Source organism: Mesorhizobium sp. M0870 (assembly GCF_040319775.1).
Taxonomy (GTDB): domain Bacteria; phylum Pseudomonadota; class Alphaproteobacteria; order Rhizobiales; family Rhizobiaceae; genus Mesorhizobium.
This window is the reverse complement of record NZ_JAMYOI010000007.1, coordinates 1-25,138: the sequence shown is the minus strand read 5'-3', so window position 1 is coordinate 25,138 and position 25,138 is coordinate 1. Positions and strand designations below refer to the sequence as shown.

The following is a 25,138-nucleotide window of genomic DNA, read 5'->3' as shown; positions in this document are numbered from 1 at the left end:
TGGGATCATGCTCTAGCCCAGTCTTTCCACGTACACCTTGATGCGACCGCCACAGGACAAGCCGACCTGCCATGCGGTTTCATCGGCAACACCGAACTCCAGCATCCTGGCCTTGCCGCTGTCGATGACGTCGATGGCCTCGCTGACCACAGCGCCTTCGACGCAGCCGCCGGAAACGGAGCCGTGGAAATTGCCGTCGGCATCAATGACCAGATGGCTGCCTATGGGTCGGGGCGCCGAACCCCAGGTCTCGACCACAGTCGCGATGGCCACGTCCTTGCCGTCCTTCATCCAGCCCTCCGCAATGATCAGCGGGTCGCGGGCCTCATCCAGATAAATGCTGTTTTCCATGACCGTTTCTCCAGAAGTCTGTTTTTCTCGGGATCTGTTTTCCGGATGGGAAAGATATGGTTATGCGGCGTGCCTCGCGCCAGCTTCCAGCCATCGGCGCGGATCGACGGATTGTGCCGACTTCTTGTCCAGCGACGCGCAGAGATCGGCGAGCGCGTCGAGATTGTGCACCGAGCGGAACTCGTCGACATGCGGCAGCATCGTCTTGACGCCGCGGGCGCGCGCCTGGAAGCCGTCGAAGCGCAGCAACGGGTTCAGCCAGATCAGACGCCGGCAGGATTTGTGCAGGCGTTCCATTTCTTCTGACAGGCCGGCGACATCGTCGCGCTCCAGCCCGTCGGTGATCAGAAGCACGACCGCGCCCTGCCCCAGCACACGCCGCGACCATATCAGGTTGAACTCGGCCAGCGTGTCACCGATGCGGGTGCCGCCCGACCAGTCCCTGACCGCCGCCGAACAGTCGGCAAGGGCTGCATCCGGGTCGCGATGGCGCATCTGCCGGGTCAGGTTGGTGAGCCGGGTGCCGAAGACGAAGGTGTGCACGCGACGCCTTTTTTCAGTCAGCGCATGCAGGAAATGCAGGAAGATGCGCGTGTACTGGCTCATCGAGCCGGAAATATCGGCCAGCACCACCAGCGGCGGGTGAACCTCGCGCGGCGAACGGAACTTCGGCAGAATCAGCTCGCCGCCGGTGCGCGCAGCCGAACGCATCATGGCGCGCGGATCGATGCGGCGGCCATGCGCATCGGCCTTGAAGCGCCGGGTCCGCACCATGTCGAAAGGCAACCGCAACTGCGCGATCGCCTTCTTGGCGTCGGCCATCTCGGCGGCGTTCATCTGGGCAAAATCCTTGGCCCGCAGCACCTCGTTGCCGGAAAAGGTGAAGCGGGCGTCGACCTCGATCTCGGGAATTTCCTGTGGCGGCTGGTTCTTCTGGTGGCCCTCGAACATCGCCTGGCTGACCCGGTTTTCAGCGGCGCGTGGCTTCTGCTTTTCCCTGGTGTCGGGTGTCACCGGCGAAAACATAGCCAGCATCTTTTCGATCAGTTCGCGCGACTTCCAGAACAGCCGGAAGGCTTCGTCGAAAATGGCGTGATCCTCATGCCGCGACACCAGCACGGCGTGCAGCGTCCAGTAGAAATCGTCGCGCGAACCAATGCCCGCGGCGAGCACCGCCTCGATGGCGTCCTTGACCGAGGCCGGCCCGACCCGCATGCCCGCCTTGCGCAAGGTGCGGGCAAAATAGACGATGTTGTCGGCGATTCGCCCGTGCGGCATGGCCTCTTTTGGCTCGGGGCGCAGCATCGCCTACTCCGCCGCCGAAAGCTCGGCCTTCACCTCGTTGAGGATGCGCCGGCCTTCGCCCTGTTCGATGCGGGCAATGTCGTCCTGGTATTTCAACAGCACGCCGATCGTGTCGGAGACGGTTTCAGGATCGAGCGCCACCTTGTCGAGCTCGGTCAGCGCGCCGGCCCAGTCGATGGTTTCGGCGACGCCCGGCACCTTGAACAGCTCGATCTGGCGCAGCTTCTGGATGAAGGAGACCACTTCGGCCGAAAGGCGCTGGTTGGCCTGCGGCACCTTGCGGCGCACGATCTCCAGCTCGCGCTCGGCATTGGGATAGTCGACCCAGTGATAAAGGCAGCGCCGCTTCAGCGCATCGTGGATTTCGCGGGTGCGATTGGTGGTGATGATGACGATCGGTGGTTCTTCCGCCTTGATGGTGCCGAGTTCGGGCACCGTCACCTGGAAATCGGACAGGATTTCGAGCAGGAAGGCCTCGAACGCCTCGTCGGTGCGGTCGAGCTCATCGATCAGGAAAACCGGGGCAGCGCCCGTCTTTCCGGTCAGCGCATCGAGCACCGGGCGGCGGATCAGGTATTTTTCGGAAAAGACGTTGCGCTCCATGGCGGAGCGCTCGACCTCGCCGGCCGCCTCCTCCATGCGGATCTCGATCATCTGCGCGGCGTAGTTCCACTCATAGACGGCGGACGAGACGTCGAGGCCTTCATAGCACTGCAGGCGGATCAGCCGGCGGCCGAGCGCCTGTGCCAACACCTTGGCGATCTCGGTCTTGCCGACGCCGGCCTCGCCCTCGAGGAAAAGCGGCCGCTTCATACGCAACGACAGGAACAGCACGGTCGCCAGCGACCGGTCCGCCACATAGTCCGCACCGGTCAGGAGATCGAGAGTCTCGTCGATCGTCCGTGGCGCGGCGCGCGGTTTCAGCTCGGTCATTCTTTCTCCGTGAACGCCGCCGCTCCGCTTTCCAGTACGTGGTAGCCGCGGGCGTGATAGATCAGCGGCCGCAAATTATCGCCCATACGCAGACCTGTCACCTTGCCAAAAAGCACACGATGGGTGGCCAGATCCTTGGTGTCGATCAATTCGCAGTCGAACACGGCGAGCGCGCCTTTCAGCGTCGGTGCGCCGGTAGAGATCACATCCCATTCGCCAAGCGCGAAACGTTCCTCGACCGGCAGGCCGGTGATGCCGGAAAAGCCGACCGACAGCGGCTCCTGGTGCGAGGCCAGCGTGTTCAGGGCAAACCTGCCGTTTTTCACGAACAGCTCATTCTTGGCATTTTCGCGGTTGAGACAGACCAGGATGGTGGGCGGCGTGTCCGACACCGAACAGGCGGCGATCACCGTCGTGCCGCGCTTGCCGGCCGGCCCGTCGGTGGTGACCACATGGACGTGGCCGGCAAAGTGGCTCATCGCGTCGCGATAGGCCTGCGGCCCAATGTCGTTCTTCTTCAGCACCGGAATTTTTCCATGGTCAGGATCCTACCGACATATATGGCCAGACATAGCCCGCCACAAGCGAAGTGCCTGAGCCATATCCCGAAATTCGCGTGTTGCACCAAGGCCGGGCAGCCTTTAGGTCTTGGCGGCAATAGTGCCGGGAGCATAGAGCCGGCACGGAGGGACCCATCGCTCGAATGCGACCCAGGACAAGAACAATAGCGGCGCTGTTCTGGCTGTTTCTGGCCAGTGCCGCGGATGCCCAGACGCTGCTCGTCGGCGTCGCGGCACCGCTATCGGGACCATCTGCCATTCTCGGCAAGCAGATCGAGGCCGGGACCGGCCTGGCGGCCGAAGCGAACGGCATCGAACTGAAGACGGTGGATGATTCCTGCACCGCCGATGGCGGCGCTGCCGCGGCCAGGAAGTTTGCGGCCGCCAAGGTCAATATCGTGGTCGGCTTTCTCTGCACCGAGGCCATCGAGGCGGCGATGCCGATCCTGAAGGATGCCGGCATTCCGGTCATCACCGTTGGCGTGCGGACCGAAAGCCTGACCGACCGCCGCGCCAAGACTGGCTGGCCGGTCTATCGCCTCGGACCACGCGGCGACGATGAGCGCAACACCGTCGCTTCTGCCCTCACCCATCTGTGGCAGAACGAGCTGTTCGCCATTATCGACGACGGCACCATCTACGGCCGTGAGATCGCCGAGACGTTGCGGGCAGCGGCCGAACAGGCAGCGCTGAGGCCGGTATTCACAGACACGTTCCGGCCACAGCTCGACAACCAGATCGGCATGATCGGCCGGCTGAAGAAGGCCGGCGCGACGCATGTCTTTGCTGGCGGCGACGGCGACGACATCGCCATCATGGGCCGCGATGCCGCACAGCTTCAGGCTGGCATCGTCTTTGCCGGCGGCGAAAATCTCCGCACACCGCCGGGCGACGTGCCCTATGCCGTGGGCACGCTGATGATCGCACCGCCTGAATGGGCCGATGTCGCCGATCCAAAAGTGCTGGCGGCATTTGACGCTAGGAAGATCGTGCCCGACGGCTATGCGCTGCCCGCCTACGCCGCGGTCGAAATCGCCAAGGCGGCATCAAGCTTGTCCGAAAGCTCGGGCAAGCCATTGGCTGAAGCCCTGACCGGGCAGGATTTCACCACGGCGATCGGGCCGATCCGCTTTGATGCAAAAGGCGACCTCAGCCAGAGCCCCTACCGCGTCTTTCGTTTCGACGGCACGCGCTTTGCGCCCTTGGAAAGCAACTGATGTTTCGCACCGGCCCACGCAACCTGATCACCGACGTTGCCGGCCTGCGCGTCGGCAATGCGTCCGACGCCAGGCTGAAATCCGGGGTGACGACCGTGCTTTGCGATGCGCCGACGGTGGCTGGCGTTCAGATCCTGGGCGGCGCGCCGGGCACGCGCGAGACAGACCTGCTCGAACCGCACAATTCGGTCGATGTGGTGCACGCCGTCGTGCTTTCAGGCGGTTCGGCTTTCGGCCTCGACGCGGCATCCGGCGTGCAGGCGGCGTTGCGCGAACGCGGCATCGGCCTCGAGGTCGGTGGCTTTCGCGTGCCGATCGTGCCATCGGCGATCCTGTTCGACCTGCGCAATGGCGGCGACAAGGATTGGGGCCGTTATCCGCCCTACCGTGAGCTTGGCTATGAGGCGGCGCAAACCGCCACCGCCGATTTCCAACTCGGCACAATCGGCGCCGGCACCGGTGCGCTGACCTCGGGGCTAAAGGGCGGCCTCGGCTCCGCCTCGACGCTGCTGGAAAGTGGCGTCACCATCGGCGCGCTGGCCGCCGTCAATCCGACGGGCTCGGTAACCGTCAGCCGAACCCGCCATTTCTGGGCAGCACCATTCGAAATCGGCGGCGAATTCGGCGGGCTTGGTTACCCCACGCCGATGCCGGACGATGCGAAACGGATTCTTTTGAAACACCGCGACAAGCATGTTGGCAGGCAGATGGAGACCGGCGGCAACACCACCATCGCCGTCATTGCCACCGATGCGGTGCTCACAAAAGCTGCCGCCAAGCGCCTGGCGATATCGGCGCATGACGGGTTCGTGCGCGCCATATGGCCGACGCACACACCGGCCGATGGCGATCTTGTGTTCGCGCTGGCGACCGGCACGAGCGGTATCGAACTCTCCGCCGATGCCGCAATCGATCTCTACGCCGCCGCCGGCGCCACCATGGCGCGCGCCATCAGTCGCGGCGTCTATGCGGCAACGCCTGCCGAAAACGATCTGTTTCCGGTCTGGTCGTCACGCCTGAGGTGAAGCGATCAATCAGACCCGATCGGACTTTTCTTCCTCGAACGTCACCGCAACATCGGAATTCGCCGACAGCCAGACCTTCTTCCCGTCGACTTCGGCAATCAGGCTCAGGGGAATATAGTGATGATGGCCCTTGTGAGCGCCCTCGCCGCTATCGGCCTTGGTTAGCTTGATGCGCTGGCCATCGACCTTGTCGACAGTGCCGACATGCACGCCGTCGGCGCCGACGACTTCCATATGCTCACGAATTTTGCTGGTGTCGGTCATGGTGGTTCTCCATTGGGACTGCCGACCATAACAAATGACGGGCCGATTGGATGCATCGGCTTTCGCACCGCATGACGTTTTGATTTCGGCGTGCTAGGGGATTGAGACGATCACCGGGGTGAAGACCGATGCGAATGCTCTTTCTGTTTGCCGTTGGCCTGCTTGCACAGTTTGCCACCTCGATCGCGGCTCATGCCGGCGATGTCGCCGAACTTGAAATCCTCGGCTTCACCAAGGACGGCAACGTCTTTGCTTTCGAGGAATATGGCGTGCAGGATGGATCGGGTTTTCCCTATGCCAACCGCTACTACATCGACACCAGCACCGACAGCTTTCTCAAGGGCACGCCGATCCGGGTCCGGCTTGAGGACGAGAATGCCAAACTGGATGCGGCGCGCCTTCAGGCCCGACAAAAAGGCGAAGCCATTGTCAGTCAGGCCCAGTTGGACGCCAATCGCGGCATCACCGCCGGTTTCAACCCGGTGACCGAACTTTCGGCCGATCCGCACCGGATGGCAGTCAACCCGCGCCCGATCTTTTCGCCGGTCGACCCACCGCTCGAGTTCCGGCTCGACGAGATCGGCATGAACAACACCGAGGGCTGCGAGAGCCAGGGCGAGATCAACGGCTTCCGGCTGCTGCGCATCGAGGCGCAGGATGGTGGCACCACCAAGCTGCTGCACGAGGATAAGGCGATACCGAAAAGCCGGGGTTGCCCGAACGGCTACCGCATCGGCGCCGTGCAGACCTTTTCGATGGACAGTCTCAGCGCCTATGCCGTGCTGATCGCGGTGCGCCAGTACGGCTTTGAAGGCCCGGACTTTCGCTGGATCGCGGTGACCGGCCGCCTGTGACACCGCTTGTCCCACCCGCCCCGCGCGATCGTTCGCTGAACCGCCTTCGCCGCGCTATACCGACGCCGCGCACTGCGTTTTATGGCGCCTTGCTATGGGCCACGACGATGGGCGCCAGTGCGCTCGTCACCCTGTTGTTGGACGACTGGGAGACGCCGGCGAAAATCCGCATTGTCACCGTACTGTTCGCGGTGGGAGCTGCGCTGGCCTTTCCTATCGGCCTGTTCGCGGCGCGGCTGGTTTCGCAGGGAAGACGCTGGGAAGTCGCCTTTGCCGCGGCCTTCGTGTGCCTAGCCGCGGCGACGATCGGCCTGACCGCCGGGCTGTTTGCCCTGCAGTACCGCTCCTACTATGCCGAGTGGCATGCGCCTGCTTTCACCCGCACCTGGGTCCTCCAGTTCGTCTTCACGACGTTGATTGCGCTTTATCAGTTCGTGGTGCTGGGCATCCGGCTCTATTTTCCAGTTGGTTTCATCGCTCTGTTTGCCGCGGGCGTCTGGTTTGCGCGCCAGCGGCGTTGAGCATTTTGCTCGCCTCTGTTAGGACGCGGGCAAACTTCTCGATATGTCAGGACTGACCGATGATCCCTCGCTATTCCCGGCCGGAAATGGTCGCCATCTGGTCGCCAGAAACCCGGTTCCGCATCTGGTTCGAGATCGAAGCCTATGCATGCGACGCGCTGGCCGAACTCGGCGTCATCCCCAGGGAAGCGGCAAAAACCATCTGGGAAAAGGGCGGGGCGGCAAAATTCGATGTCGAGGCGATCGACGAGATCGAGCGCGTTACCAAGCATGACGTGATCGCCTTCCTCACCCATCTTGCCGAATTCGTCGGGCCGGACGCCCGCTTCATCCATCAGGGCATGACCTCGTCCGACGTTCTCGACACCTGCTTTGCGGTGCAGCTTACCCGCGCCAGCGACATCCTGCTCGCCGACATCGATGGTCTGCTTGCAGCGCTCAAGCGCCGCGCCTTCGAGCACAAGGACACGGTCACCATCGGCCGCAGCCATGGCATCCATGCCGAGCCGACCACCTTCGGCGTCAAGCTGGCGCAGGCCTATGCCGAGTTCTCGCGCTGCCGCGAGCGGCTGGTGCACGCGCGCGAAGACATCGCCACCTGCGCCGTTTCGGGCGCAGTCGGCACCTTCGCCAACATCGATCCCTATGTCGAGGAGCATGTCGCGGCGAAGCTCGGCCTGAAGCCCGAGCCGGTGTCGACGCAAGTGATCCCGCGCGACCGCCATGCGATGTTCTTTGCCACGCTCGGCGTCATCGCCTCCTCGGTCGAGCGGCTGTCGATCGAGATCCGGCATCTGCAGCGCACCGAGGTGCTGGAGGCGGAAGAGTATTTTTCGCCGGGCCAGAAAGGCTCGTCGGCCATGCCGCACAAGCGCAACCCGGTGCTGACCGAAAACCTCACCGGGCTTGCCCGCATGGTGCGCTCCATGGCGCTGCCGGCGATGGAGAATGTGGCACTCTGGCACGAGCGCGACATCTCGCACTCCTCGGTCGAGCGCATGATCGGGCCGGACGCCACGGTGACGCTTGATTTCGCACTGTCACGGCTGACCGGCGTCATCGACAAGCTGCTTATCTACCCCGACAACATGCTGAAGAACATGAACAAGTTCCGCGGTCTCGTGCATTCGCAGCGCGTCATGCTGGCACTGACGCAGGCCGGCCTGTCGCGCGAAGACTCCTACCGGCTGGTGCAGCGCAACGCTATGAGGGTATGGGAGCAAGGCGCTGATTTCCTTGAAGAACTGCTCGCCGACAGGGAAGTGACCGCAGCGCTGCCAGAGGTCGAGATCCGCGAGAAATTCGACTTGGGCTATCACACCAAGCATGTCGACACGATCTTCAAGCGGGTGTTCGGATAGGATTTCCATGCGACTGGCTGTCCTTTCCGACATTCACGGGAATCTGCGCGCGCTTGAAGCGGTTCATGCGCGGATCAAGGACAATTCTCCCGACATCATCGTCAATCTGGGTGATTGTCTCTCCGGGCCGCTATGGCCGGAAGAAACCGCGCAATATTTGATTGCACAGAACTGGCCGACCGTGCGCGGCAATCACGACCGTGTGCTGATCGAGCCGCCGGCTTCCGGGCTGGAAGACGTCGATGCCTTTACCCACCATTGCCTCTCCCAGACGTCATTGGCTTGGCTTTTGGCATTGCCGATTGCCCTGACGCTCGCCCCTGAAATTCTGCTCTGCCACGGCAGCCCCAGCGACGACGAGACGTTCCTGCTCGAGGAAGACGGCGGCAATCACTTCTATCCATCCAATCAAAAAGAAATCAGACACAAGCTCGGCAGCATCGATGCCGGGCTGACCTTGTGCGGCCACACCCATACGCCGCGCGTCGTGCGGCTTTCCGACCGCCAGACGATCCTAAATCCCGGCAGCGTCGGTGTTCAGGCGTTTCCCGGCCTTACCGTGACCGGCAGCCCGCATGCCCGCTACGCCCTCGCCACGCACAAGCGCGGAGAATGGTCGTTCAGCCATCACGCGGTCAGTTATGACTGGGCCGAAGCATCCAGCCGCGCGACGGCGGCCGGCTTCGACAGTTGGGCACACGGATTGCTGACCGGTTACGCCGCCAGTTCTGTTTAAGAGCGCAGCGGGCGCTTAGCCGGCAGCGCCAGGCACGGTGCGGATCACCGTGCCCCACGGGTCTTCCCGCGTGGTTTCGGTGGATGCCTTGTCCGAACGCATCTCGACCCAGGCCAGACCTGACCGGGAGGGATCGCGGCGGCCTGCGCCTGAACTCTGCCAGGCGTTGGCGCCGATGTGGTGGTGATAGCCGCCCGAAGACAGGAACACCGCCTGGCCGCCATATTTCGCCACCGTGTCGAAGCCGAATTCCTGGTTCCACCAGGCTTCGGCGTCTTCCGGCCTGCCGACACGCAGGTGGACATGGCCGACGATGCTGTTTTCCGGCGCGCCCTGCCAGCCGGCGTCACCCGCAGGCACTTCGGCAACGACGGACGGAATGTTCAGCCGCTCCGTTGCCATGGCAATCTTGTCGCCATTCCACTTCCAGTCCTGCGGGCGGCGGTCGGCATAGATCTCGATGCCATTGCCTTCGGGATCGGTCAGGTACAGAGCTTCGCTGACCAGATGGTCGGAAGCGCCCTCGATCGCGATCTTGTTCGATATAGCGTGGTTGATCCAGCGGCCGAGATCGGCGCGGCTGGGCAGCAGGAAGGCGGTGTGGAACAGCCCGGCGCTGCGCGGATCATCCGGCTTAGCTGAAGCGTCCTGCTCAAGCACCAACAAGGGACGGTTGGCGGCGCCCAGCGTGATCGAACCATCGGCACGGCCCAACTCCTGCAGACCGACAATTTCGCGGTAATATGCGGCAAGGCTTTCCGCGTCGCGCGCCTTCAGCCCGACGCGGGCAACGCTGACTGGGGTGGTGGCGGCAAAAGGCAACTCGCTCATCAAATGCTCCGTTCGACCGGCCTGCGATGAAGCTCCCAAAGCGAGAAGCCCCACTCCGCCGATCATTGTACGTCGTGTCAGTTCCAAAGTCAGGGTTCCCGCGCACGGCTGTTTCTTTTCCTGACCACAGATCGTCCATCGGCATCGTTCACACAAGACGCGAAGAAGCGAACATGGTGTTCACTATTGTGATCAAAAGTGGCGTTCCCGCCGGTTGCACGAAGCGATGCCGCTCGCTATCTCAGCGCCATGAAGGTCAAGGAAGCAGATATCCTCATCGTGCCGGGCTACACCAATTCCGGCCCCGACCATTGGCAGAGCCGCTGGCAGTCGAAACTGTCGACGGCGCGCCGCGTTGAACAGGCCGAGTGGTCGAAGCCGGTTCGCGAGGACTGGACCGCGAGCGTCGCCAAGGCGGTCAACGAGGCCGAGCGGCCGGTCGTCCTGGTCGCGCATTCGCTCGGCGTCACCACTGCGGTGCAAGCCATTCCGCAATTCCGCAAGCCGATCGCCGGGGCCTTCTTCGTGGCACCTCCCGACGTCGCCAATCCCGAGATCAGGCCCAGGCACCTGATGACCTTCGGTCCCTACCCGCGTGAGCCGCTGCCCTTTCCCTCGATCGTGATCGCCAGCCGCAACGATCCGTTCTGCGCCTTCGATGTCGCCGAAGACATTGCCGGTGCATGGGGCTCACTATTCATCGATGCCGGCGAGACCGGTCATCTGAACGCGGATTCAGGCTTCGGGCCGTGGCCCGAAGGTTCAATGACCTTCGCCAAATTCCTGACGGATTTGAAACCCTGAGTTTCTTCAGGACCCAATCGAATCGCGGACGCTCTTGATCAGCGTTTTTGCGCCAAGCCCGATCAGCGAATGCTCGGAGCCCATGGCCAGCAGGCGATAGCCCATCGACACAACCCGGCCGGCAATTGCCGGCTCGACAACGTAGATCGCCGCATGTTTGCCGGCCTTGCGGGTGCGCTCGGCCACCGATGCCACCGTCTCCATCATGCTTTCCAGCGTCGAATTGACGGTCGCACCATTGCTCCAGGCGATCGAGAAATCCGATGGGCCGAGGAAGATGCCGTCGATGCCGGGGGTGTCGAGGATGCCGTCGAGCGCATCGAGGGCCGGACGCGTCTCGACCATGGCGAAGGCCATGGTGCGTTGGTTGGTGTCGCGCAGCCACTCGGCCTGGTCGCCCTTGCCGTGGCGTGGAAAAGCGTAAGTCGGCCCCCATGAGCGCTCGCCGAGCGGCGGGTATTTCATGGCGGCGGCGAACAGTTTTGCATCGGCAACCGAATTCACCATCGGCGCGATGACCGCCTCGGCGCCGAAATCGAGCGCGCGGCTTGCCATGTCGAAACGGCCAACAGGAATGCGCACCAGCGCCGGCTTGCCGGCAGCGAGCACCGGCACCAGGCCACGCAGCACGCTGTCTTCGTGATGGCCGCCATGCTGCATGTCGAGCGTGACGGCATCAAAGCCCTGCTTGGCGACGATCTCGACGGTCAAGGCATCCGGCACGCCGGACCATGCGGTGAACAACGTTTCGTCGGCCGCGAGGCGGGACTTCAGGGACATGGGTACTTTCCTTGTTAACTCCGGCAGTTTCAGCCGGAAATCGTGACAAAGGCAAAGAAAAACCGCCCGGATAGGCCGGGCGGTCGATTGGTCCAGCGTATGGCCGGGATCAGCGCATGGCCCGGATCAGGTGTTCTTGATCTGCTCGATCGCCTGCGCCATCAGTTCGTCCATGGTGCGGCGGATCTGGTGGTCCGACTGCTCGACGCCGGCCGCGTCGAAATCCCCGCGGATTTTGCGGAACACGTCGTGGTCGCCGGCTTCCTCGATGTCGGAGATAACCACTTCCTTGGCATAGGCGTCGGCATCAGCGCCGGACTTTCCGAGCTTTTCGGCGGCCCACAGGCCGAGCGCCTTGTTGCGGCGCGCCGAGGCCTTGAACCGAAGCTCCTCGTCGAATGCGAATTTACGCTCAAAGCCCTCTTCGCGGTCTTTCATGCTGCTCATGGCGTCCCTCCGGTCAAATTCGATTCGTTGGCGGTGAATATGTGCGTTGCCAAAGCACAAACCAAAAGGTCGCGGGCCGGTCAATACGCTTCATCGCATGCTGCGCTGCGGCATTTCAGTCCCGAAAGCGGTTGATTGGAAGGATTTGCCGATTGAGCAAACGATGTGATTGGGATAGACCCGGCATTGAACCCTACCGTAGCCGCACTATTTCAGGCAGACGGACAGGAAATGGTCTGATACCGCCTGTCCGGAACCCCAGAGAAAAATCCAGATGAAAAATCGCCGCCGCATTTATGAAGGCAAGGCCAAGATACTCTATGAGGGACCCGAACCGGGCACGCTTATCCAGTTCTTCAAGGATGACGCCACCGCGTTCAACAAGAAGAAGCATGAAGTCATCGACGGCAAGGGCGTCCTCAACAACCGCATTTCCGAGTACATCTTCAACCATTTGAACCGCATGGGGATCCCGACCCATTTCATCCGCCGGCTGAACATGCGCGAGCAGTTGATCAAGGAAGTCGAGATTATTCCGCTCGAAGTGGTGGTGCGCAATGTCGCCGCCGGTTCGCTGTCCAAGCGGCTCGGCATCGAGGAAGGCACCGTTCTGCCGCGCTCGATCATTGAATTCTATTACAAGGCCGACGCGCTTGACGATCCGATGGTGTCGGAAGAGCACATCACTGCGTTCGGCTGGGCGAGCCCGCAGGAGATCGACGACGTCATGGCGCTGGCCATTCGCGTCAACGACTTCCTCTCCGGCCTGTTCATGGGCGTCGGCATCCAGCTCGTCGACTTCAAGATCGAATGCGGCCGGCTGTTCGAGGGCGACATGATGCGCATTGTCGTCGCCGACGAGATCTCGCCGGATTCCTGCCGCCTGTGGGACGTGGCGACGCAGGACAAGCTCGACAAGGATCGTTTCCGCCGCGACATGGGCGGCCTCGTCGAGGCCTACCAGGAAGTTGCCCGCCGCCTCGGCATCATGAACGAGAACGAGCCGCCGCGCCCGACCGGCCCGGTGCTCGTCGCCTCGACCGACGGCCTCAAAGGCAAGCCGCACTGATCGCGGCTTGCGAACTGATAGTCAGAACAGGAGCATGTCCAGCGTGATCAAGGCCCGCATTACCGTCACCCTCAAGAACGGCGTGCTCGACCCGCAGGGCAAAGCGATAGAACACGCATTGTCGGGCCTTGGCTTCGGCGGCGTCGGCGCGGTGCGGCAGGGCAAGGTTTTCGACGTCGAACTGGCCGAAAGTGACAAGGCCAAGGCCGAAGCCGACCTCAAGGCCATGTGCGACAAGCTGCTGGCGAATACGGTGATTGAGAATTACGCGGTGGAGATTGCCTAAATTGAAAGCAGCCGTCGTCCTCCTGCCCGGCCTCAACCGCGACCGCGACATGATCGCGGCGTTGACCAAGATTTCGGGAACACCGCCAGTCACCGTCTGGCAGACCGACACCGAAATCCCCGATGTCGACCTGATCGCCATTCCGGGCGGCTTTTCCTTCGGCGACTATCTGCGCTGCGGCGCGATCGCTGCGCGCATGCCGGTCATGCGGGCAGTGGCCGAAAAAGCGGCCGCGGGCGTTACAGTCATCGGCGTCTGCAATGGTTTCCAAATCCTGGTCGAGGCCGGCCTGTTGCCGGGCGCCTTGATGCGCAACACCTCGCTGAAATTCGTCTGCCGGCAGGTGAAGCTCGAGATCACCAATGCCAACACCATGTTCACCCGCCGCTATCAGCCGGGCCAGATCATCCGCTCGCCGGTCGCGCATCATGACGGCAATTATTTCGCCGACGCCGACACGCTTGCCCGTCTCGAAGGCGAAGGCCAGGTGGTGTTCCGCTATGCGGAGGGCACCAACCCCAACGGCTCGATCAACGACATTGCCGGCATCGTCAACAGCCAAGGCAATGTGCTCGGGCTGATGCCGCACCCGGAAAACCTGATCGAAGCAGCCCATGGCGGCACCGACGGCCGCGGACTGTTCGAGAGCGCCCTCGGCATCGCCGCCTGACGATATCGAAGCGAACAGCTTGAAAACAGCCGGACATTCCTGTCTCTTTGGAGCAAGTCTGGTTCATTGGGGAGAGAGACGGTCATGAAACTCTATTCGCGGCCGTTGTCGCCCTACTCGTCGATCGTGCGGGCACTGGCCTACATCAAGGACGTACCACTCAAGATCATCGCGCCGCCGCCCGGTTTCCCCATCCCGGAAGAGTTTCGCGCCATCTCACCGATGAACCGGATTCCGGTTCTGATCACCGGCTCGGGCGAAACCATCGTCGAATCGGTGGTCATCGCCGAATATCTCGAGGAACGGTTCCCGGAACCGGCGCTGCTGCCGCCCGATTCCAAGGACCGCGCGCTGGTGCGTATGTTCGCCCGCATCACCGATCTCGATGTGCTGACACCGATGATGAAGCTTTTCGAGCTTCATTCCGTGCCGAAGCGAAACAATGCCGAGATCGACGCCCAGTTCGCCCGCCTACATCATGGACTGGCGGCGATCGAGGCCCGCATGGCGCAAGGGCCCTTCGCACTCGGCGACGACATTAGTTTCGCCGATGCCTGGCTGACGCCGACGCGGTTCATCTTCAACAATTTTCGCGTTATGACGGGACGCCACGACCTGCTCGACGCCTATCCGAAATTCGACGCCTACCAGCAGATCGCCTCGCAACACCCGGCATTGTCGCGGGTGTGGGGCGAGATGACCGATGGTTTGAAGATTTTTCTTTCCGAGCTTGAGATGGGTGCCGCTTGATCAAGTCGAAGACGATCGCGCTGGTCGCCGCGGCGGGCTTTGTGCTGGCATCCTGCCAGTCGACGCCAAAGAGCACGCCTGTTCCCTCAGGCAAAAGTGCTGCGCTGCTGGCCATGGAACAAGTGGCGATCGCTGCCCACAAATGCTGGATCGCCAGCAAGGACCCAGCCTTCAAACCGTACCAGATGGCCAATGAGCTGAATTCGTTCAGCGGCACGCCGCGTTTCCTGCTGGTGCCGGCCAAGCACTATGGCGGCAAACCTTTGCTCGTCGTGCAAGCGCAAGGCAATTCTAGCCGCGTCGACGTCTTCGGACCGCTGATGAACGATCCGCTCGGCGCCCGCATCGGCTCGGACATCGCCCGTTGGCAGGCCGGCAATCCGGCCTGCGCCGCGACGGCCTAGCCCGTGGGCCGGTTCCTGCAGATCGCGGGTCTGGTCATCGGTCTGGCCGGGCTCATCCTGCAGTTCTGCATCAGCATTCCGGCATCGATGGAAGCCGGCCGCAGCCTGCTTGGCTCAATCATTTTCGTCTTCAGCTTCTTCACCATCCTGACCAACATCGGCGCGGTGCTGGTGTACACGTCGCTGCTGTCACCCACCTTCTATGCCTGGCTGCCGGCCTTTGCAGGCGCGCGGATGCGCACCGGCGTTGCGGTTTCGATCGCGCTGGTCTTCATCATCTACGCAACGGTCCTGGCACAACTCTGGCAGCCGCAGGGGCTGTTCCTGCTCTGCGACGTCCTGCTGCATTATGTGACGCCGGTGCTCTTCGTGCTGTGGTGGTTGATATCGGGCGCTGACGGCAGGACGCGCTGGAGCGACATTTCCTGGTGGATGCTCTATCCCGTCGCCTATCTGATCTATGCGCTGGTACGGGCACCGCTTGCCGGCGAGGTGCCCTATCCCTTCCTTGACGTCGCCAAGAACGGTGCGCCCAGCGTTGCCATCTCGGCGCTGGCCATCACCGGACTTTTTCTCGTGCTGTGCGTGGTCGCCGTCCTTGCGGACCATGGCATTGCACGCATCAGGGCATCAAAACTCCGCTAGCTTTCAGTCCCAGAACGGCCTGATGCCCTCACGGTGGGCATCGCAGCGCGAGACGCCGATATCCTTGAGCTGATCATCGGTCATTTCCAGCAGTGCCAGCCGGCTGCGGCGGCGATCCAGCAGGCTGTCGATCCATCTCGCCAGCGATCTGACCAGACGCACCAGACGGCTGACAAAGCCGCTCCGGTCCGATGGACGTGTCGCTTGGCCCGATAACTCGGCGCTCGAATGACGGATTGTGGCGATTGTATTCAATTTCTTTCTACCAGAATTCCAAATTGTACCCTTTTTGGCACGCATCTGATATGTATTGACTCATGTATGGGTGCAATATAGAAAATTGTCACCATGACAAATTGGCTCCCCGACCTCACCACCGGCTCCGGCCCGCTGTATCAGCGGCTTGCGGATTCCATCGAAACGGACATCGACCGGGGGGTGATCGATGCCGGCGCAAAGCTGCCGCCGCAACGCGACCTCGCCTACGACATCGGCACCACCGTCGGCACGGTCGGCCGGGCCTATCAATTGCTGCGCGAGCGTGGGCTGGTGAGCGGCGAAGTCGGGCGTGGAACCTATGTGCTCGGCCAGCGCGCGAAGCCGGATTTTCCGGCTCCGGACGTCGGCGGCGAAGGCACACGCTATATCGATGCGCCTAAAGGCAAGCTGCGTTTCGACAGCACCGCAGCACCCGATATCGGCCAGGGCGACATCGTCGCCGGTGTCCTGTCGCGCACGGCGCAGGACCATCCACATGAGATTTCAAGCTACACGCGGGATTTTCCCGACCGCTGGTACGAAGCCGGCGCCCGCTGGTTGGCGCGCAATTCGTTTCGTCCGAGTGCCGACACCATCGTTCCCACGCTCGGCACCCATGCGGCGGTGATGGCGGCAATCGCGGCGCTCACCATGCCTGGCGACTATGTTGCCTTCGAGCACCTCACCTACTCGCAGATTTCCCGCAGTGCCGGCCTGATCGGCAGGCGCACCGCGCTGGTGGCATCGGACGAGGAAGGCATCGATCCGCAGGATTTCGAGCGCGTCTGCGCGCAAAAGCATCCCAAGATGATCTTCCTGATGCCGACTGCGCAGAATCCGACGCTGGCCACCTTGTCGGCGGCGCGCCGCGAGGCGATCGCCCATGTCGCACGCGAATACAACGTAGTCCTCATCGAGGACGACCTCTATGGCAATCTGACCGATGACCCGACACCATTGCTGGCCGAGTATGCGCCTGAACGCACCATTGTCGCGGGCGGCCTGTCGAAGTCGGTCGCAGCCGGTGTACGCGGCGGCTGGCTTTCTTGCCCGCCCGCCTACCGCCACCGCATCCGTGTCGCTCACAAGATGATGACCGGCGGCATGCCCTTCCTGCTGGCGGAGGTGAATACAAGGCTGGTGCTGTCAGGTCAGGCGGATGAGATACGCAAGCGCAGCATCGCCGAAATCGGCGCCCGCATCGCCATCGTGCGCGAGACTTTGGCCGGCTTCGCATTCAAGTCGCATGACAGGGTGCCCTTTGTCTGGCTGACCCTGCCCGACCCCTGGCTTTCCGGCACCTTCAAGAACGCCTGCCTTGAGCACGGCGTGCTGATCGACGATGAGGACGAGTTCAAGGCCGGCCGCTCCGAGCAGGTTTTCCATGGCGTCCGCTTTGGCGTTTCGCAGCCGAGACAGCGCGAGGACATAGCCGAAGGCGTCGCGGCGATCCGGCGACTTCTCGATGAAGGCCGCGCCGGCTACGACAGCTTCTCCTGACACTGCGTGGCTTTGTCCGGTTTTCCGTCGTTTTTCGTCGATCCATGGGTGTATCGGCCGCGAGGCTTGCGATAAGACGGGACTCAAAATCCCAACGTCCCGGATATAAATCGCCGCCCATGACCATTTCCAATTCCGTGCCGATCACCCCCGAGCTCATTGCCTCACACGGGCTCAAGCCCGACGAGTATCAGCGCATCCTCGACCTCGTCGGGCGCGAGCCGAGCTTCACCGAACTCGGCATCTTCTCGGCGATGTGGAATGAGCACTGCTCCTACAAATCCTCGAAGAAGTGGCTGCGCACGCTGCCGACCACCGGTCCGCAAGTCATCCAGGGGCCGGGCGAGAATGCCGGCGTGGTCGACATCGGCGACGGCGACTGCGTCGTCTTCAAGATGGAGAGCCACAACCACCCGTCCTATATCGAGCCCTACCAAGGCGCGGCGACCGGCGTCGGCGGCATATTGCGCGACGTCTTCACCATGGGCGCGCGGCCGATCGCGGCGATGAATGCGCTGCGCTTCGGCTCGCCTGACCATCCCAAGACCCGGCACCTCGTTTCAGGCGTGGTTTCCGGCGTCGGCGGCTATGGCAACGCCTTCGGCGTGCCGACAGTCGGCGGCGAGGTCAATTTCGACGCCCGCTACAATGGCAACATCCTGGTCAACGCCTTTGCGGCGGGCCTTGCCAAAACCGATGCGATCTTCCTGTCGGAAGCCAAGGGCGTCGGCCTGCCGGTCGTCTATCTCGGCGCCAAGACTGGCCGCGACGGCGTCGGCGGCGCCACCATGGCTTCGGCCGAATTCGACGACAAAATCGATGAGAAGCGCCCGACAGTGCAGGTCGGCGATCCCTTCACCGAAAAATGCCTGCTGGAAGCCAGCCTCGAACTGATGGCCTCGGGCGCCGTCATCGCCATCCAGGACATGGGTGCCGCCGGCCTCACCTGCTCGGCGGTCGAAATGGGCGCCAAGGGCGACCTCGGAATCGAGCTCGATCTCGACAAGGTTCCTGTGCGCGAAGAGCGCATGAGCGCCTACGAAATGATGCTTTCGGAAAGCCAGGAGCGCATGCTGATGGTGCTGCGCCCGGAAAAGGAAAAGGAAGCCGAGGCGATCTTCCACAAATGGGGGCTCGATTTCGCCATCGTCGGCAAGACCACCGACGATCTGCGCTTCCGCGTTCTGCACCAGGGCGACGAGGTCGCCAACCTGCCGATCAAGGATCTTGGCGACAAGGCTCCGGAATATGATCGGCCGTGGACCGAACCGAAAAAGCCGGCGCCGCTGGCCGCCAATGACATTCCGCAAGCCGACGTTGCAGACGCGCTGCTGAAGCTGCTCGGCGGGCCCGACCTGTCTTCGCGGCGCTGGGTGTGGGAACAGTATGACACGTTGATCCAGGGCAATTCGCTGCAGCTTCCAGGCGGCGATGCCGGCGTGGTCCGGGTCGAAGGCCATGCGACCAAGGCGCTCGCCTTCTCCTCCGACGTGACGCCGCGCTATTGCGAGGCCGACCCCTATGAGGGCGGCAAGCAGGCGGTGGCCGAATGCTGGCGCAATTTGACCGCCACCGGCGCTCTGCCGCTGGCCGCAACCGACAACCTCAATTTCGGCAACCCGGAACGGCCTGAGATCATGGGCCAGCTGGTCGGCGCGGTGAAAGGCATAGGCGACGCCTGCCGTGCGCTCGGATTCCCGATCGTCTCCGGCAATGTCTCGCTCTACAACGAGACCAACGGCCAAGGCATCCTGCCAACCCCGACCATAGGCGGCGTCGGGCTGATCGCCGATTGGTCGAAGATGGTGCGGATCGGCTTTGCGGCCGAGGGCCAGATGATCCTGCTGGTCGGCGCACCGGCGTCCTGGGGAACGCATCTTGGCCAATCGGTCTATTTCAGGGACGTACACGGCCGCACGGATGGCCCGCCGCCGCCGGTCGATCTCGATCACGAAAAACGCGTCGGCGACCATGTGCGAGCGCTCATCGCCTCCGGCATCGTCACGGCGGCGCACGACGTTTCCGATGGCGGTGTCGCCGTTGCACTTGCCGAGATGGCGATGGCGTCCGGAATCGGCGCCGCCGTTCCCGGGCTTGTCGGCACCGACCCGATCCCGGTCTGGTTCGGCGAGGATCAGGGCCGTTATCTCCTGACGCTGTCGATCGATCCGCATGGTGACGAATGGGACGCCATTCGCAAGCAGCAGGGCGAACTCGGCATCTTCGCGCCGTGGATCGGCTCGACCGGGGGCAACGCGCTGAAGCTTGGCGACGCCAGGGCAATCCCGGTCAGCGAACTCTCCGCGGCGCACGAAGGCTGGTTCCCCCGCTTCATGGACCAGGCCAGTTGACGAGAGCATGATCCCGAAAAGTGGGAACGGTTTTTCGGGAAACTCATGATCAATCACAGGAAACTGGCTGCCCGGGCGCTGCTTGCAGTCGTCTTCTGGCCGTCGTTGTTCTTCTTCTGGTTCCTGGGACCGTTCGTCTTTTTCCTGCTGTCGACAACCTCAAGCGAGGTATGCATGCGGCTGGAAACGCGCGCGGAGTTCCTTGCCGCGGCCAATGGCGCCATCCCCATGCTCATCGCGCAGAATCTCGTCTACGCGGTCCCGATCGTCTGCCTGGTTCTGTGGGACCGCCTGGCGCCGGATCCGGCACGGGCAAGGCACATTGTCACCTGCATCAAGCTTTTTGCCAGCGCGGTGGTCGTAGGCGCGTTGTGGGAGTACGGCTCGTCGTTGACCTGCGACGGCTACGGCCAGGCGTTCTTCTCGCCGGCTTGGCAAATGACGAGCTATCTTCCCATTGTCAGCCTCGTGCTCAACTTGCCGCTCTATGTACTTGCCTTCAGCCTTGGCCGTGCTTTCTCGACACGCGAGGACGTTGCCGAGAATGAAGCAAGCCCACCGGTCTAGTCTTTCTCTGAAGCCATCGAACCGTCTTGCCGTTGGTGGGACAGAACGGCTTCAATCCGGACCGGAAAGGCTTTAGGCTCGCCCGACTCTCATCTTATGGCCGGCTGCCGGCCGCTCGAAACAGGATTTTGCCATGGCAATGGATGCCCACGACATCGAAAAACTGATCAAGGACGGCATTCCGGACGCCAAGGTGACGATCCGCGATCTCGCCGGCGACGGCGACCATTATGCGGCCGAGGTGGTGGCCGAGAGCTTTCGAGGGAAAAGCCGCGTGCAGCAGCACCAGATGGTCTATGACGCGCTGAAAGGAAATATGGGTGGCGTGCTGCACGCACTGGCGCTGCAGACCAGCGTTCCTGACTGAGCCGCACCGGAACAACCGCAACCACGCGGATCAGTGTCGAGAGAACCGCTTGGCCCAACACGGCTCATCCTTTGCGCCATTTCAGCCACGGCACGGCTAACGTCTTGTTTCGAGCAATCGTTGGGTTTATTTGAAGGGATATGTTTCGAGCCTGACTCCCACAGGCGGGAAAGGATTTTCCATGAGCGGTATCAACGACTACATCGACAATGAAGTGAAGGGCAACGACGTCGTCCTTTTCATGAAGGGCACGCCCGGTTTCCCGCAATGCGGATTTTCCGGCCAGGTCGTCCAGATCCTCGACTATATCGGCGCCGACTACAAAGGCGTGAACGTTCTGGACTCGGCTGAACTGCGCCAGGGCATCAAGGAATATTCCAACTGGCCGACGATCCCTCAGCTCTACGTCAAGGGCGAATTCGTCGGCGGCTGCGATATCATCCGCGAGATGTTCCAGGCCGGTGAGTTGCAGACATTCCTCGTCGAGAAGGGCGTCAGCGTCAAAGGCGCCGCCTGATTTCTGTTTGTGCATATTGCCATCCGAAGGTTGATTTTGATTTTCGGGGTCATGCACAAAGGCGCCGGGAGCAGCCCACCTCGGCAATTTTCATGTCCTGAACCCAGGACCAAGACGAGCCAATGCGCCGGCCCGCCGGCGCATTTTCGTTTGAAAGATCGGACTTGCCGTGGACCAGTCAAAACCAGAGCCGCAATCGGCAAGCAAACTGCCCATTCCGCGCTGGGAGTTCATCGCCCTGTGCGCGGCGCTGATGGCGCTGAACTCGCTGGCCATCGATATCATGCTGCCCGCGCTGCAGCAGATCGGCGCCTCGCTCGGCGTCGAAAATGAAAACCACCGGCAGTACGTCATAACGGCCTACATTCTGGGCTTCGGCGGCGGACAGCTGTTCTTCGGGCCGATCTCGGATCGCTTCGGGCGTCGCGCACCGCTGGTCGCCGGGCTGGTGATTTATGTCGCCGCGGCGGCGGCTGCCGCCATTGCGCCAAGCTTTGAAACACTTCTGCTGTGCCGAGCCGTGCAGGGCATCGGTGCAGCCGCCACCCGCGTCATCGCCGTCTCGATCGTGCGCGATACGTTCGACGGCCGGCGCATGGCCGAGGTGATGTCGCTGATCTTCATGGTGTTCATGGCGATACCGGTCATTGCTCCCGGCATCGGCCAGTTCATCATGCTGTTTGCGACCTGGCATTGGATCTTCGTCACCATGGCCGTCGGTGCGCTCCTCGTCTCGGCCTGGTCGCTGCTGCGCCTTCCTGAAACGCTGCATCCCGAACATCGCCGGCCGCTGACCGTGAACTCGATTGTCGGCGGGTTTCGCATCGTGCTCACCAACCGCATTGCGATCTGCTATGCCTTCGCCAGCACCTTCATCTTCGGCGCCATGTTCGGCTTCATCGCTTCGGCGCAGCAGATCTATGTGGACATCTTCCATGTCGGGGAGATGTTCCCGGTCATCTTCGCCGGGGTTGCGGGCGTGCTCGCCTTCTCCAACTTTCTGAATTCGCGCCTTGTCGGCCGCATCGGCATGCGCCGCCTGTCGCAGAGCGCGTTGCTGCTGTTCCTGGTCATCAGCCTTGCCTGGCTGGTCGTTTCGCTGGAAATGAAGATGCCGCTCTGGCTGTTCATCACCTTCTTTGCCTGTGCCATGCTTCCGTTCGGTGCGCTCGGCGCGAACTTCAACGCGCTGGCCATGGAACCGCTCGGACAACTGGCTGGCACGGCGTCGTCGATCCTCGGTTTCATGCAGACGTTTCTCGGCGGCATTCTCGGCACGTTGATCGGTCAGGCCTTCAACGGCACGGTGACGCCGCTGGCCGCCGGCTTCTGCAGTGTCTCGGTCGCGGCGCTGCTGATGATCTTCATCGCCGAGCGCGGCAAGATGTTCCAGCCACAGAACCCGCCCGTTTCAGGGCACATCACCGACTTGCATTAGGACGCACCTTCAAGAGTTGCCGTGAACCGAGGGGCAAGCATGCGCCCTGCGATTGCTTCACCCATGCTGTCCGAAAAAGGCAATGGCAGAGCGTCATCAAGTGCCCTGAGGATGGATGCCACGAAGGCCCTGCTGCGCTGGGCATCGGTTCCCAGATCGGAATATGTGGCGCGAGGTTTGCCAATCAGTGTGCCGTTGCGGCGAAGCGAGAACCGCAGTGTCAGGGACATGCCCGCGGTTCCGGGTGGCGGTTTCCAGCAGGCATAGATAGCGTCCGACATCTCCCTTATCGTATCGACGGGATCGGAACTGCGACAGCTGCGCTCTTGCGATCTTGCTTCCTGGGAACTGGCAAACAGAGCGGCGGCAAGAGCCGTGGCGACAAATGCGAACCGAGGTTTCATTCGAGAGCCTCCGGATTTGCGTGAAATTGCACCGCTCCTTCGGCTAACGCAGCAATTAATCCTGTGCCGCCCAGAGTTCGCGGCGCAATTCGTGCCAGCTTTCGCGATCGGGCGCGACAAGCAGGCCGCCGCCGAGATGCGAGGGCAGATAGGTGCTGCCGTCGAAGCGCGCCGCGTGGCCGCCGGCCTCGGCATGGATCAGCACGCCGGCCAGATGATCCCACGGCATCAGCTTGTTGTAGACGACGAAGTGGGCATGGCCGCTCGCCAACAGGCGGTATTCGTGCGCGGCGCAGCGATAGGCGAATTGCGACAGGATCTTCGTCTGGTTGCGCGCCAGCCGCGACCGCTCCGGCTCGGCCATATATTGCCAGGAGACGGAGCCGGTCATCTGCGCGATCGGCGCAGGTGCCGCGACATGCACCTTCTCCAGGCTGCCATGCGCATGCCGGATATGGCTGCCAGCGCCCCTGGCACTGATCAGCCAGTCCTTGCCGACGGGATCGTGGATGATGCCGGCAACCGTCTCGCCCTGGACCACGACCGCCAGCATGACGCCGAACAGCGGCACGCCGGAGGCGAAGTTGAAAGTGCCGTCGACCGGATCGATGACGAAGGCCAGATCGGCATCGCCCAGACCATCGAGCAGTGCCGGATTGTCGGAACAGGCCTCCTCGCCGACGATCATCGCCTGGGGATAGCGCTCGCGCAGCCGCGCGGCGATCAGCCGCTCGGCATTGACGTCGGCTTCGGTCACCAGGTCGGCAGCCGACGTCTTCTGGCGGATGTCGCCCTCACCAAGCCGGCGAAAGCGCGGCATGATCTCGGTCAGCGCCGCCTCGGCCAGAATGCCGGCCAGCCAGTCGATCGCGGTGTCGTCAAATGTCATCGGAAATATCTTGCCTTGTGCTGAGGGTCTCATTGAGCGCAGCGAAGTCGAACAGCTTTCTGTCGAGCAGATGCGATGGCCTGCTGTTCGACAGCGCGCGCAGCATCGTATCCTTGCGGCCCGGCATGCGCTTTTCCAGGTCCTCGAGCATCGCCTTCATGGCGTTGCGCTGAAGACCTTCCTGGCTGCCGCAGAGATCGCAGGGAATGATCGGGAAATGCATGGCGGCGGCGAATTTTTCCAGATCGGCCTCGGCGCAGTAGCTCAATGGCCGCAGCACCATGACGTCGCCCTCGTCGTTGAGCAGTTTTGGCGGCATGGCGGCGAGACGGCCGCCATGGAAGAGATTCATGAAGAAGGTTTCGAGAATGTCCTCGCGATGGTGGCCGAGCACCAGCGCCGAGCACCCCTCCTCGCGCGCAATGCGGTAGAGATGGCCCCGCCTGAGGCGCGAGCAGAGCGAGCAATAGGTGCTGCCCGCAGGAAGCTTGTCGGTGACGACGGAATAGGTGTTCTGATACTCGATCCGGTGGGCAATGCCGTGGCTGTCGAGATAGTCCGGCAGGATATGTTTGGGGAAATTGGGCTGGCCTTGGTCGAGATTGCAGGCCAGAAGATCGACCGGCAAGAGCCCGCGCCATTTAAGGTCGAGCAGCACCGCGAGCAGGCCGTAGGAATCCTTGCCGCCAGACAGGGCAACGAGCCAGCGCTGGCCGGGCGTGACCATCGAGAAATCCTCGATCGCCTGCCGGGTCAGCCGCAGCAGCCGCTTGCGCAATTTGTTGAATTCGACCGAGGACGGCACGTCGGCGAACAGCGGATGGAAGCCGCCTTCGCTGTCGGCGATCGGTTCGATGTCTGGAAGCATGTTCATGGCATGTCGCTTTCAGTGGCCCAGAGCGCCGGATTAGCGGACATGACCGACAAAGAAAAGGCCGCCTCGACAGGCTAATGCAGTTCACTTAAGTTGGGCTGGATGAGGATCTGGTAAGACCTATCGAACAGGATGGAGATTCGTTTCCATCCTGTTCGTG

31 protein-coding genes are annotated in these 25,138 nt (G+C 62.4%); 19 read left to right on the top strand and 12 right to left on the bottom strand.

Annotation, left to right across the window (positions count from 1 at the left end):
• Window positions 1–12: 12 nt before the first annotated feature.
• The 4 genes from NKH97_RS10610 to NKH97_RS10595 are packed head-to-tail and all read right to left on the bottom strand — an operon-like array spanning window position 13 to window position 3,113.
• The gene (locus tag NKH97_RS10610; RefSeq protein ID WP_128303293.1) at window positions 13–351 is read right to left on the bottom strand and encodes an XdhC family protein; all 339 of its coding nucleotides are present in this window, start codon (window positions 349–351) and stop codon (window positions 13–15) included.
• A gap of 60 nt (window positions 352–411) precedes the next feature.
• Window positions 412–1,656, bottom strand: coding sequence for a vWA domain-containing protein (locus NKH97_RS10605; RefSeq protein ID WP_352773145.1), 1,245 nt, complete (start codon window positions 1,654–1,656; stop codon window positions 412–414).
• Window positions 1,657–1,659: 3 nt separating this feature from the next.
• Entirely contained in the window at window positions 1,660–2,589 is a 930-nt protein-coding gene (locus NKH97_RS10600) for an AAA family ATPase (RefSeq protein ID WP_352440161.1), read from the bottom strand.
• Window positions 2,586–3,113, bottom strand: coding sequence for a flavin reductase (locus tag NKH97_RS10595; protein ID WP_027036962.1), 528 nt, complete (start codon window positions 3,111–3,113; stop codon window positions 2,586–2,588). Before NKH97_RS10595 ends, NKH97_RS10600 begins: the two co-directional genes overlap by 4 nt.
• Window positions 3,114–3,292: 179 nt before the next feature.
• Here NKH97_RS10595 and NKH97_RS10590 point away from each other — a divergent pair, with 179 nt between their 5' ends.
• Window positions 3,293–4,366 carry a branched-chain amino acid ABC transporter substrate-binding protein gene (locus NKH97_RS10590; protein ID WP_352440160.1) on the top strand — a complete coding sequence of 358 codons (1,074 nt, stop codon included), beginning with the start codon at window positions 3,293–3,295 and terminating at the stop codon, window positions 4,364–4,366.
• Window positions 4,366–5,391 carry a P1 family peptidase gene (locus NKH97_RS10585; RefSeq protein ID WP_352796628.1) on the top strand — a complete coding sequence of 342 codons (1,026 nt, stop codon included), beginning with the start codon at window positions 4,366–4,368 and terminating at the stop codon, window positions 5,389–5,391. Before NKH97_RS10590 ends, NKH97_RS10585 begins: the two co-directional genes overlap by 1 nt.
• Before the next feature lie 9 nt (window positions 5,392–5,400).
• Here the strand turns inward: NKH97_RS10585 and NKH97_RS10580 are convergent, their stop codons facing one another.
• Complete coding sequence (locus tag NKH97_RS10580) at window positions 5,401–5,655, bottom strand: DUF2171 domain-containing protein (RefSeq protein ID WP_127269889.1); 255 nt, start codon at window positions 5,653–5,655, stop codon at window positions 5,401–5,403.
• Between the two features lie 128 nt (window positions 5,656–5,783).
• Here NKH97_RS10580 and NKH97_RS10575 point away from each other — a divergent pair, with 128 nt between their 5' ends.
• The 4 genes from NKH97_RS10575 to NKH97_RS10560 all read left to right on the top strand — a co-directional run bounded on the left by NKH97_RS10575 (window position 5,784) and on the right by NKH97_RS10560 (window position 9,127).
• The gene (locus tag NKH97_RS10575; protein ID WP_352796625.1) at window positions 5,784–6,509 is read left to right on the top strand and encodes a DUF2259 domain-containing protein; all 726 of its coding nucleotides are present in this window, start codon (window positions 5,784–5,786) and stop codon (window positions 6,507–6,509) included.
• 107 nt (window positions 6,510–6,616) lie between these two features.
• Window positions 6,617–7,030 (top strand): hypothetical protein, encoded by a 414-nt coding sequence (locus NKH97_RS10570; RefSeq protein WP_128303287.1) that lies wholly within the window; start codon window positions 6,617–6,619, stop codon window positions 7,028–7,030.
• A gap of 59 nt (window positions 7,031–7,089) precedes the next feature.
• Window positions 7,090–8,391, top strand: a complete 1,302-nt coding sequence (gene purB, locus NKH97_RS10565) for an adenylosuccinate lyase (RefSeq protein ID WP_352796623.1) — start codon at window positions 7,090–7,092, stop codon at window positions 8,389–8,391.
• Between the two features lie 7 nt (window positions 8,392–8,398).
• Window positions 8,399–9,127: a metallophosphoesterase family protein gene (locus NKH97_RS10560; protein WP_023810346.1), complete on the top strand. Its 729-nt coding sequence runs from the start codon at window positions 8,399–8,401 to the stop codon at window positions 9,125–9,127.
• A 15-nt stretch (window positions 9,128–9,142) separates the two neighbouring features.
• Here NKH97_RS10560 and NKH97_RS10555 read toward each other — a convergent pair whose 3' ends face one another.
• Window positions 9,143–9,958 (bottom strand): VOC family protein, encoded by an 816-nt coding sequence (locus tag NKH97_RS10555; RefSeq protein ID WP_352796620.1) that lies wholly within the window; start codon window positions 9,956–9,958, stop codon window positions 9,143–9,145.
• A gap of 249 nt (window positions 9,959–10,207) precedes the next feature.
• Here NKH97_RS10555 and NKH97_RS10550 point away from each other — a divergent pair, with 249 nt between their 5' ends.
• Entirely contained in the window at window positions 10,208–10,762 is a 555-nt protein-coding gene (locus NKH97_RS10550) for an RBBP9/YdeN family alpha/beta hydrolase (protein WP_023810344.1), read from the top strand.
• 6 nt (window positions 10,763–10,768) lie between these two features.
• On the opposite strand, the gene NKH97_RS10545 is transcribed toward NKH97_RS10550, so the two are convergent.
• Together NKH97_RS10545 and NKH97_RS10540 are read right to left on the bottom strand one after the other, a co-directional pair.
• Window positions 10,769–11,542 carry an HpcH/HpaI aldolase family protein gene (locus NKH97_RS10545; RefSeq protein ID WP_023810343.1) on the bottom strand — a complete coding sequence of 258 codons (774 nt, stop codon included), beginning with the start codon at window positions 11,540–11,542 and terminating at the stop codon, window positions 10,769–10,771.
• A 126-nt stretch (window positions 11,543–11,668) separates the two neighbouring features.
• A complete protein-coding gene (locus NKH97_RS10540) occupies window positions 11,669–11,989 on the bottom strand; it encodes a DUF1476 domain-containing protein (protein ID WP_013532126.1) in 321 nt (106 codons plus the stop codon).
• 274 nt (window positions 11,990–12,263) lie between these two features.
• Here NKH97_RS10540 and purC point away from each other — a divergent pair, with 274 nt between their 5' ends.
• From purC to NKH97_RS10510, 6 genes are all read left to right on the top strand, one after another.
• Window positions 12,264–13,058, top strand: coding sequence for a phosphoribosylaminoimidazolesuccinocarboxamide synthase (purC, locus tag NKH97_RS10535; protein ID WP_013532127.1), 795 nt, complete (start codon window positions 12,264–12,266; stop codon window positions 13,056–13,058).
• 43 nt (window positions 13,059–13,101) lie between these two features.
• Window positions 13,102–13,344, top strand: coding sequence for a phosphoribosylformylglycinamidine synthase subunit PurS (purS, locus tag NKH97_RS10530; protein ID WP_023810342.1), 243 nt, complete (start codon window positions 13,102–13,104; stop codon window positions 13,342–13,344).
• Between the two features lies 1 nt (window position 13,345).
• Window positions 13,346–14,014, top strand: coding sequence for a phosphoribosylformylglycinamidine synthase subunit PurQ (gene purQ / locus NKH97_RS10525; protein ID WP_023810341.1), 669 nt, complete (start codon window positions 13,346–13,348; stop codon window positions 14,012–14,014).
• An 84-nt stretch (window positions 14,015–14,098) separates the two neighbouring features.
• Window positions 14,099–14,764 carry a glutathione S-transferase family protein gene (locus NKH97_RS10520; RefSeq protein ID WP_023810340.1) on the top strand — a complete coding sequence of 222 codons (666 nt, stop codon included), beginning with the start codon at window positions 14,099–14,101 and terminating at the stop codon, window positions 14,762–14,764.
• Entirely contained in the window at window positions 14,761–15,168 is a 408-nt protein-coding gene (locus NKH97_RS10515; protein ID WP_023810339.1) for a hypothetical protein, read from the top strand. The genes NKH97_RS10520 and NKH97_RS10515 overlap by 4 nt, the downstream gene beginning before the upstream one ends.
• Window positions 15,169–15,171: 3 nt before the next feature.
• Window positions 15,172–15,813: a Pr6Pr family membrane protein gene (locus NKH97_RS10510; protein ID WP_352773135.1), complete on the top strand. Its 642-nt coding sequence runs from the start codon at window positions 15,172–15,174 to the stop codon at window positions 15,811–15,813.
• A gap of 3 nt (window positions 15,814–15,816) precedes the next feature.
• Here NKH97_RS10510 and NKH97_RS10505 read toward each other — a convergent pair whose 3' ends face one another.
• Window positions 15,817–16,068: a DUF1127 domain-containing protein gene (locus tag NKH97_RS10505; protein WP_352720345.1), complete on the bottom strand. Its 252-nt coding sequence runs from the start codon at window positions 16,066–16,068 to the stop codon at window positions 15,817–15,819.
• 93 nt (window positions 16,069–16,161) lie between these two features.
• Between NKH97_RS10505 and NKH97_RS10500 the strand changes: the two genes are divergently transcribed.
• The 6 genes from NKH97_RS10500 to NKH97_RS10475 all read left to right on the top strand — a co-directional run bounded on the left by NKH97_RS10500 (window position 16,162) and on the right by NKH97_RS10475 (window position 22,811).
• Window positions 16,162–17,571 (top strand): aminotransferase-like domain-containing protein, encoded by a 1,410-nt coding sequence (locus NKH97_RS10500; protein WP_352751532.1) that lies wholly within the window; start codon window positions 16,162–16,164, stop codon window positions 17,569–17,571.
• A gap of 119 nt (window positions 17,572–17,690) precedes the next feature.
• Window positions 17,691–19,922 (top strand): phosphoribosylformylglycinamidine synthase subunit PurL, encoded by a 2,232-nt coding sequence (purL, locus tag NKH97_RS10495; protein ID WP_023810335.1) that lies wholly within the window; start codon window positions 17,691–17,693, stop codon window positions 19,920–19,922.
• A 45-nt stretch (window positions 19,923–19,967) separates the two neighbouring features.
• Window positions 19,968–20,489 (top strand): hypothetical protein, encoded by a 522-nt coding sequence (locus NKH97_RS10490; RefSeq protein ID WP_031212939.1) that lies wholly within the window; start codon window positions 19,968–19,970, stop codon window positions 20,487–20,489.
• A 133-nt stretch (window positions 20,490–20,622) separates the two neighbouring features.
• Window positions 20,623–20,856, top strand: a complete 234-nt coding sequence (locus NKH97_RS10485; RefSeq protein WP_010909092.1) for a BolA/IbaG family iron-sulfur metabolism protein — start codon at window positions 20,623–20,625, stop codon at window positions 20,854–20,856.
• Window positions 20,857–21,037: 181 nt separating this feature from the next.
• Complete coding sequence (gene grxD, locus NKH97_RS10480; RefSeq protein ID WP_006332883.1) at window positions 21,038–21,373, top strand: Grx4 family monothiol glutaredoxin; 336 nt, start codon at window positions 21,038–21,040, stop codon at window positions 21,371–21,373.
• A 253-nt stretch (window positions 21,374–21,626) separates the two neighbouring features.
• Window positions 21,627–22,811, top strand: a complete 1,185-nt coding sequence (locus NKH97_RS10475; RefSeq protein WP_245486115.1) for a multidrug effflux MFS transporter — start codon at window positions 21,627–21,629, stop codon at window positions 22,809–22,811.
• Here the strand turns inward: NKH97_RS10475 and NKH97_RS33305 are convergent.
• Genes NKH97_RS33305 through ttcA form a run of 3 tightly spaced genes read right to left on the bottom strand, consistent with a single transcriptional unit; the run spans window position 22,808 to window position 24,978 of the window.
• Complete coding sequence (locus NKH97_RS33305) at window positions 22,808–23,215, bottom strand: UCP034077 family protein (protein ID WP_127293481.1); 408 nt, start codon at window positions 23,213–23,215, stop codon at window positions 22,808–22,810. The two genes, NKH97_RS10475 and NKH97_RS33305, sit on opposite strands and share 4 nt — an antisense overlap.
• Window positions 23,216–23,270: 55 nt before the next feature.
• Window positions 23,271–24,104: an inositol monophosphatase family protein gene (locus NKH97_RS10465; protein WP_352610568.1), complete on the bottom strand. Its 834-nt coding sequence runs from the start codon at window positions 24,102–24,104 to the stop codon at window positions 23,271–23,273.
• The gene (gene ttcA, locus NKH97_RS10460) at window positions 24,094–24,978 is read right to left on the bottom strand and encodes a tRNA 2-thiocytidine(32) synthetase TtcA (protein ID WP_352720352.1); all 885 of its coding nucleotides are present in this window, start codon (window positions 24,976–24,978) and stop codon (window positions 24,094–24,096) included. Before ttcA ends, NKH97_RS10465 begins: the two co-directional genes overlap by 11 nt.
• Window positions 24,979–25,138 lie beyond the last annotated feature (160 nt).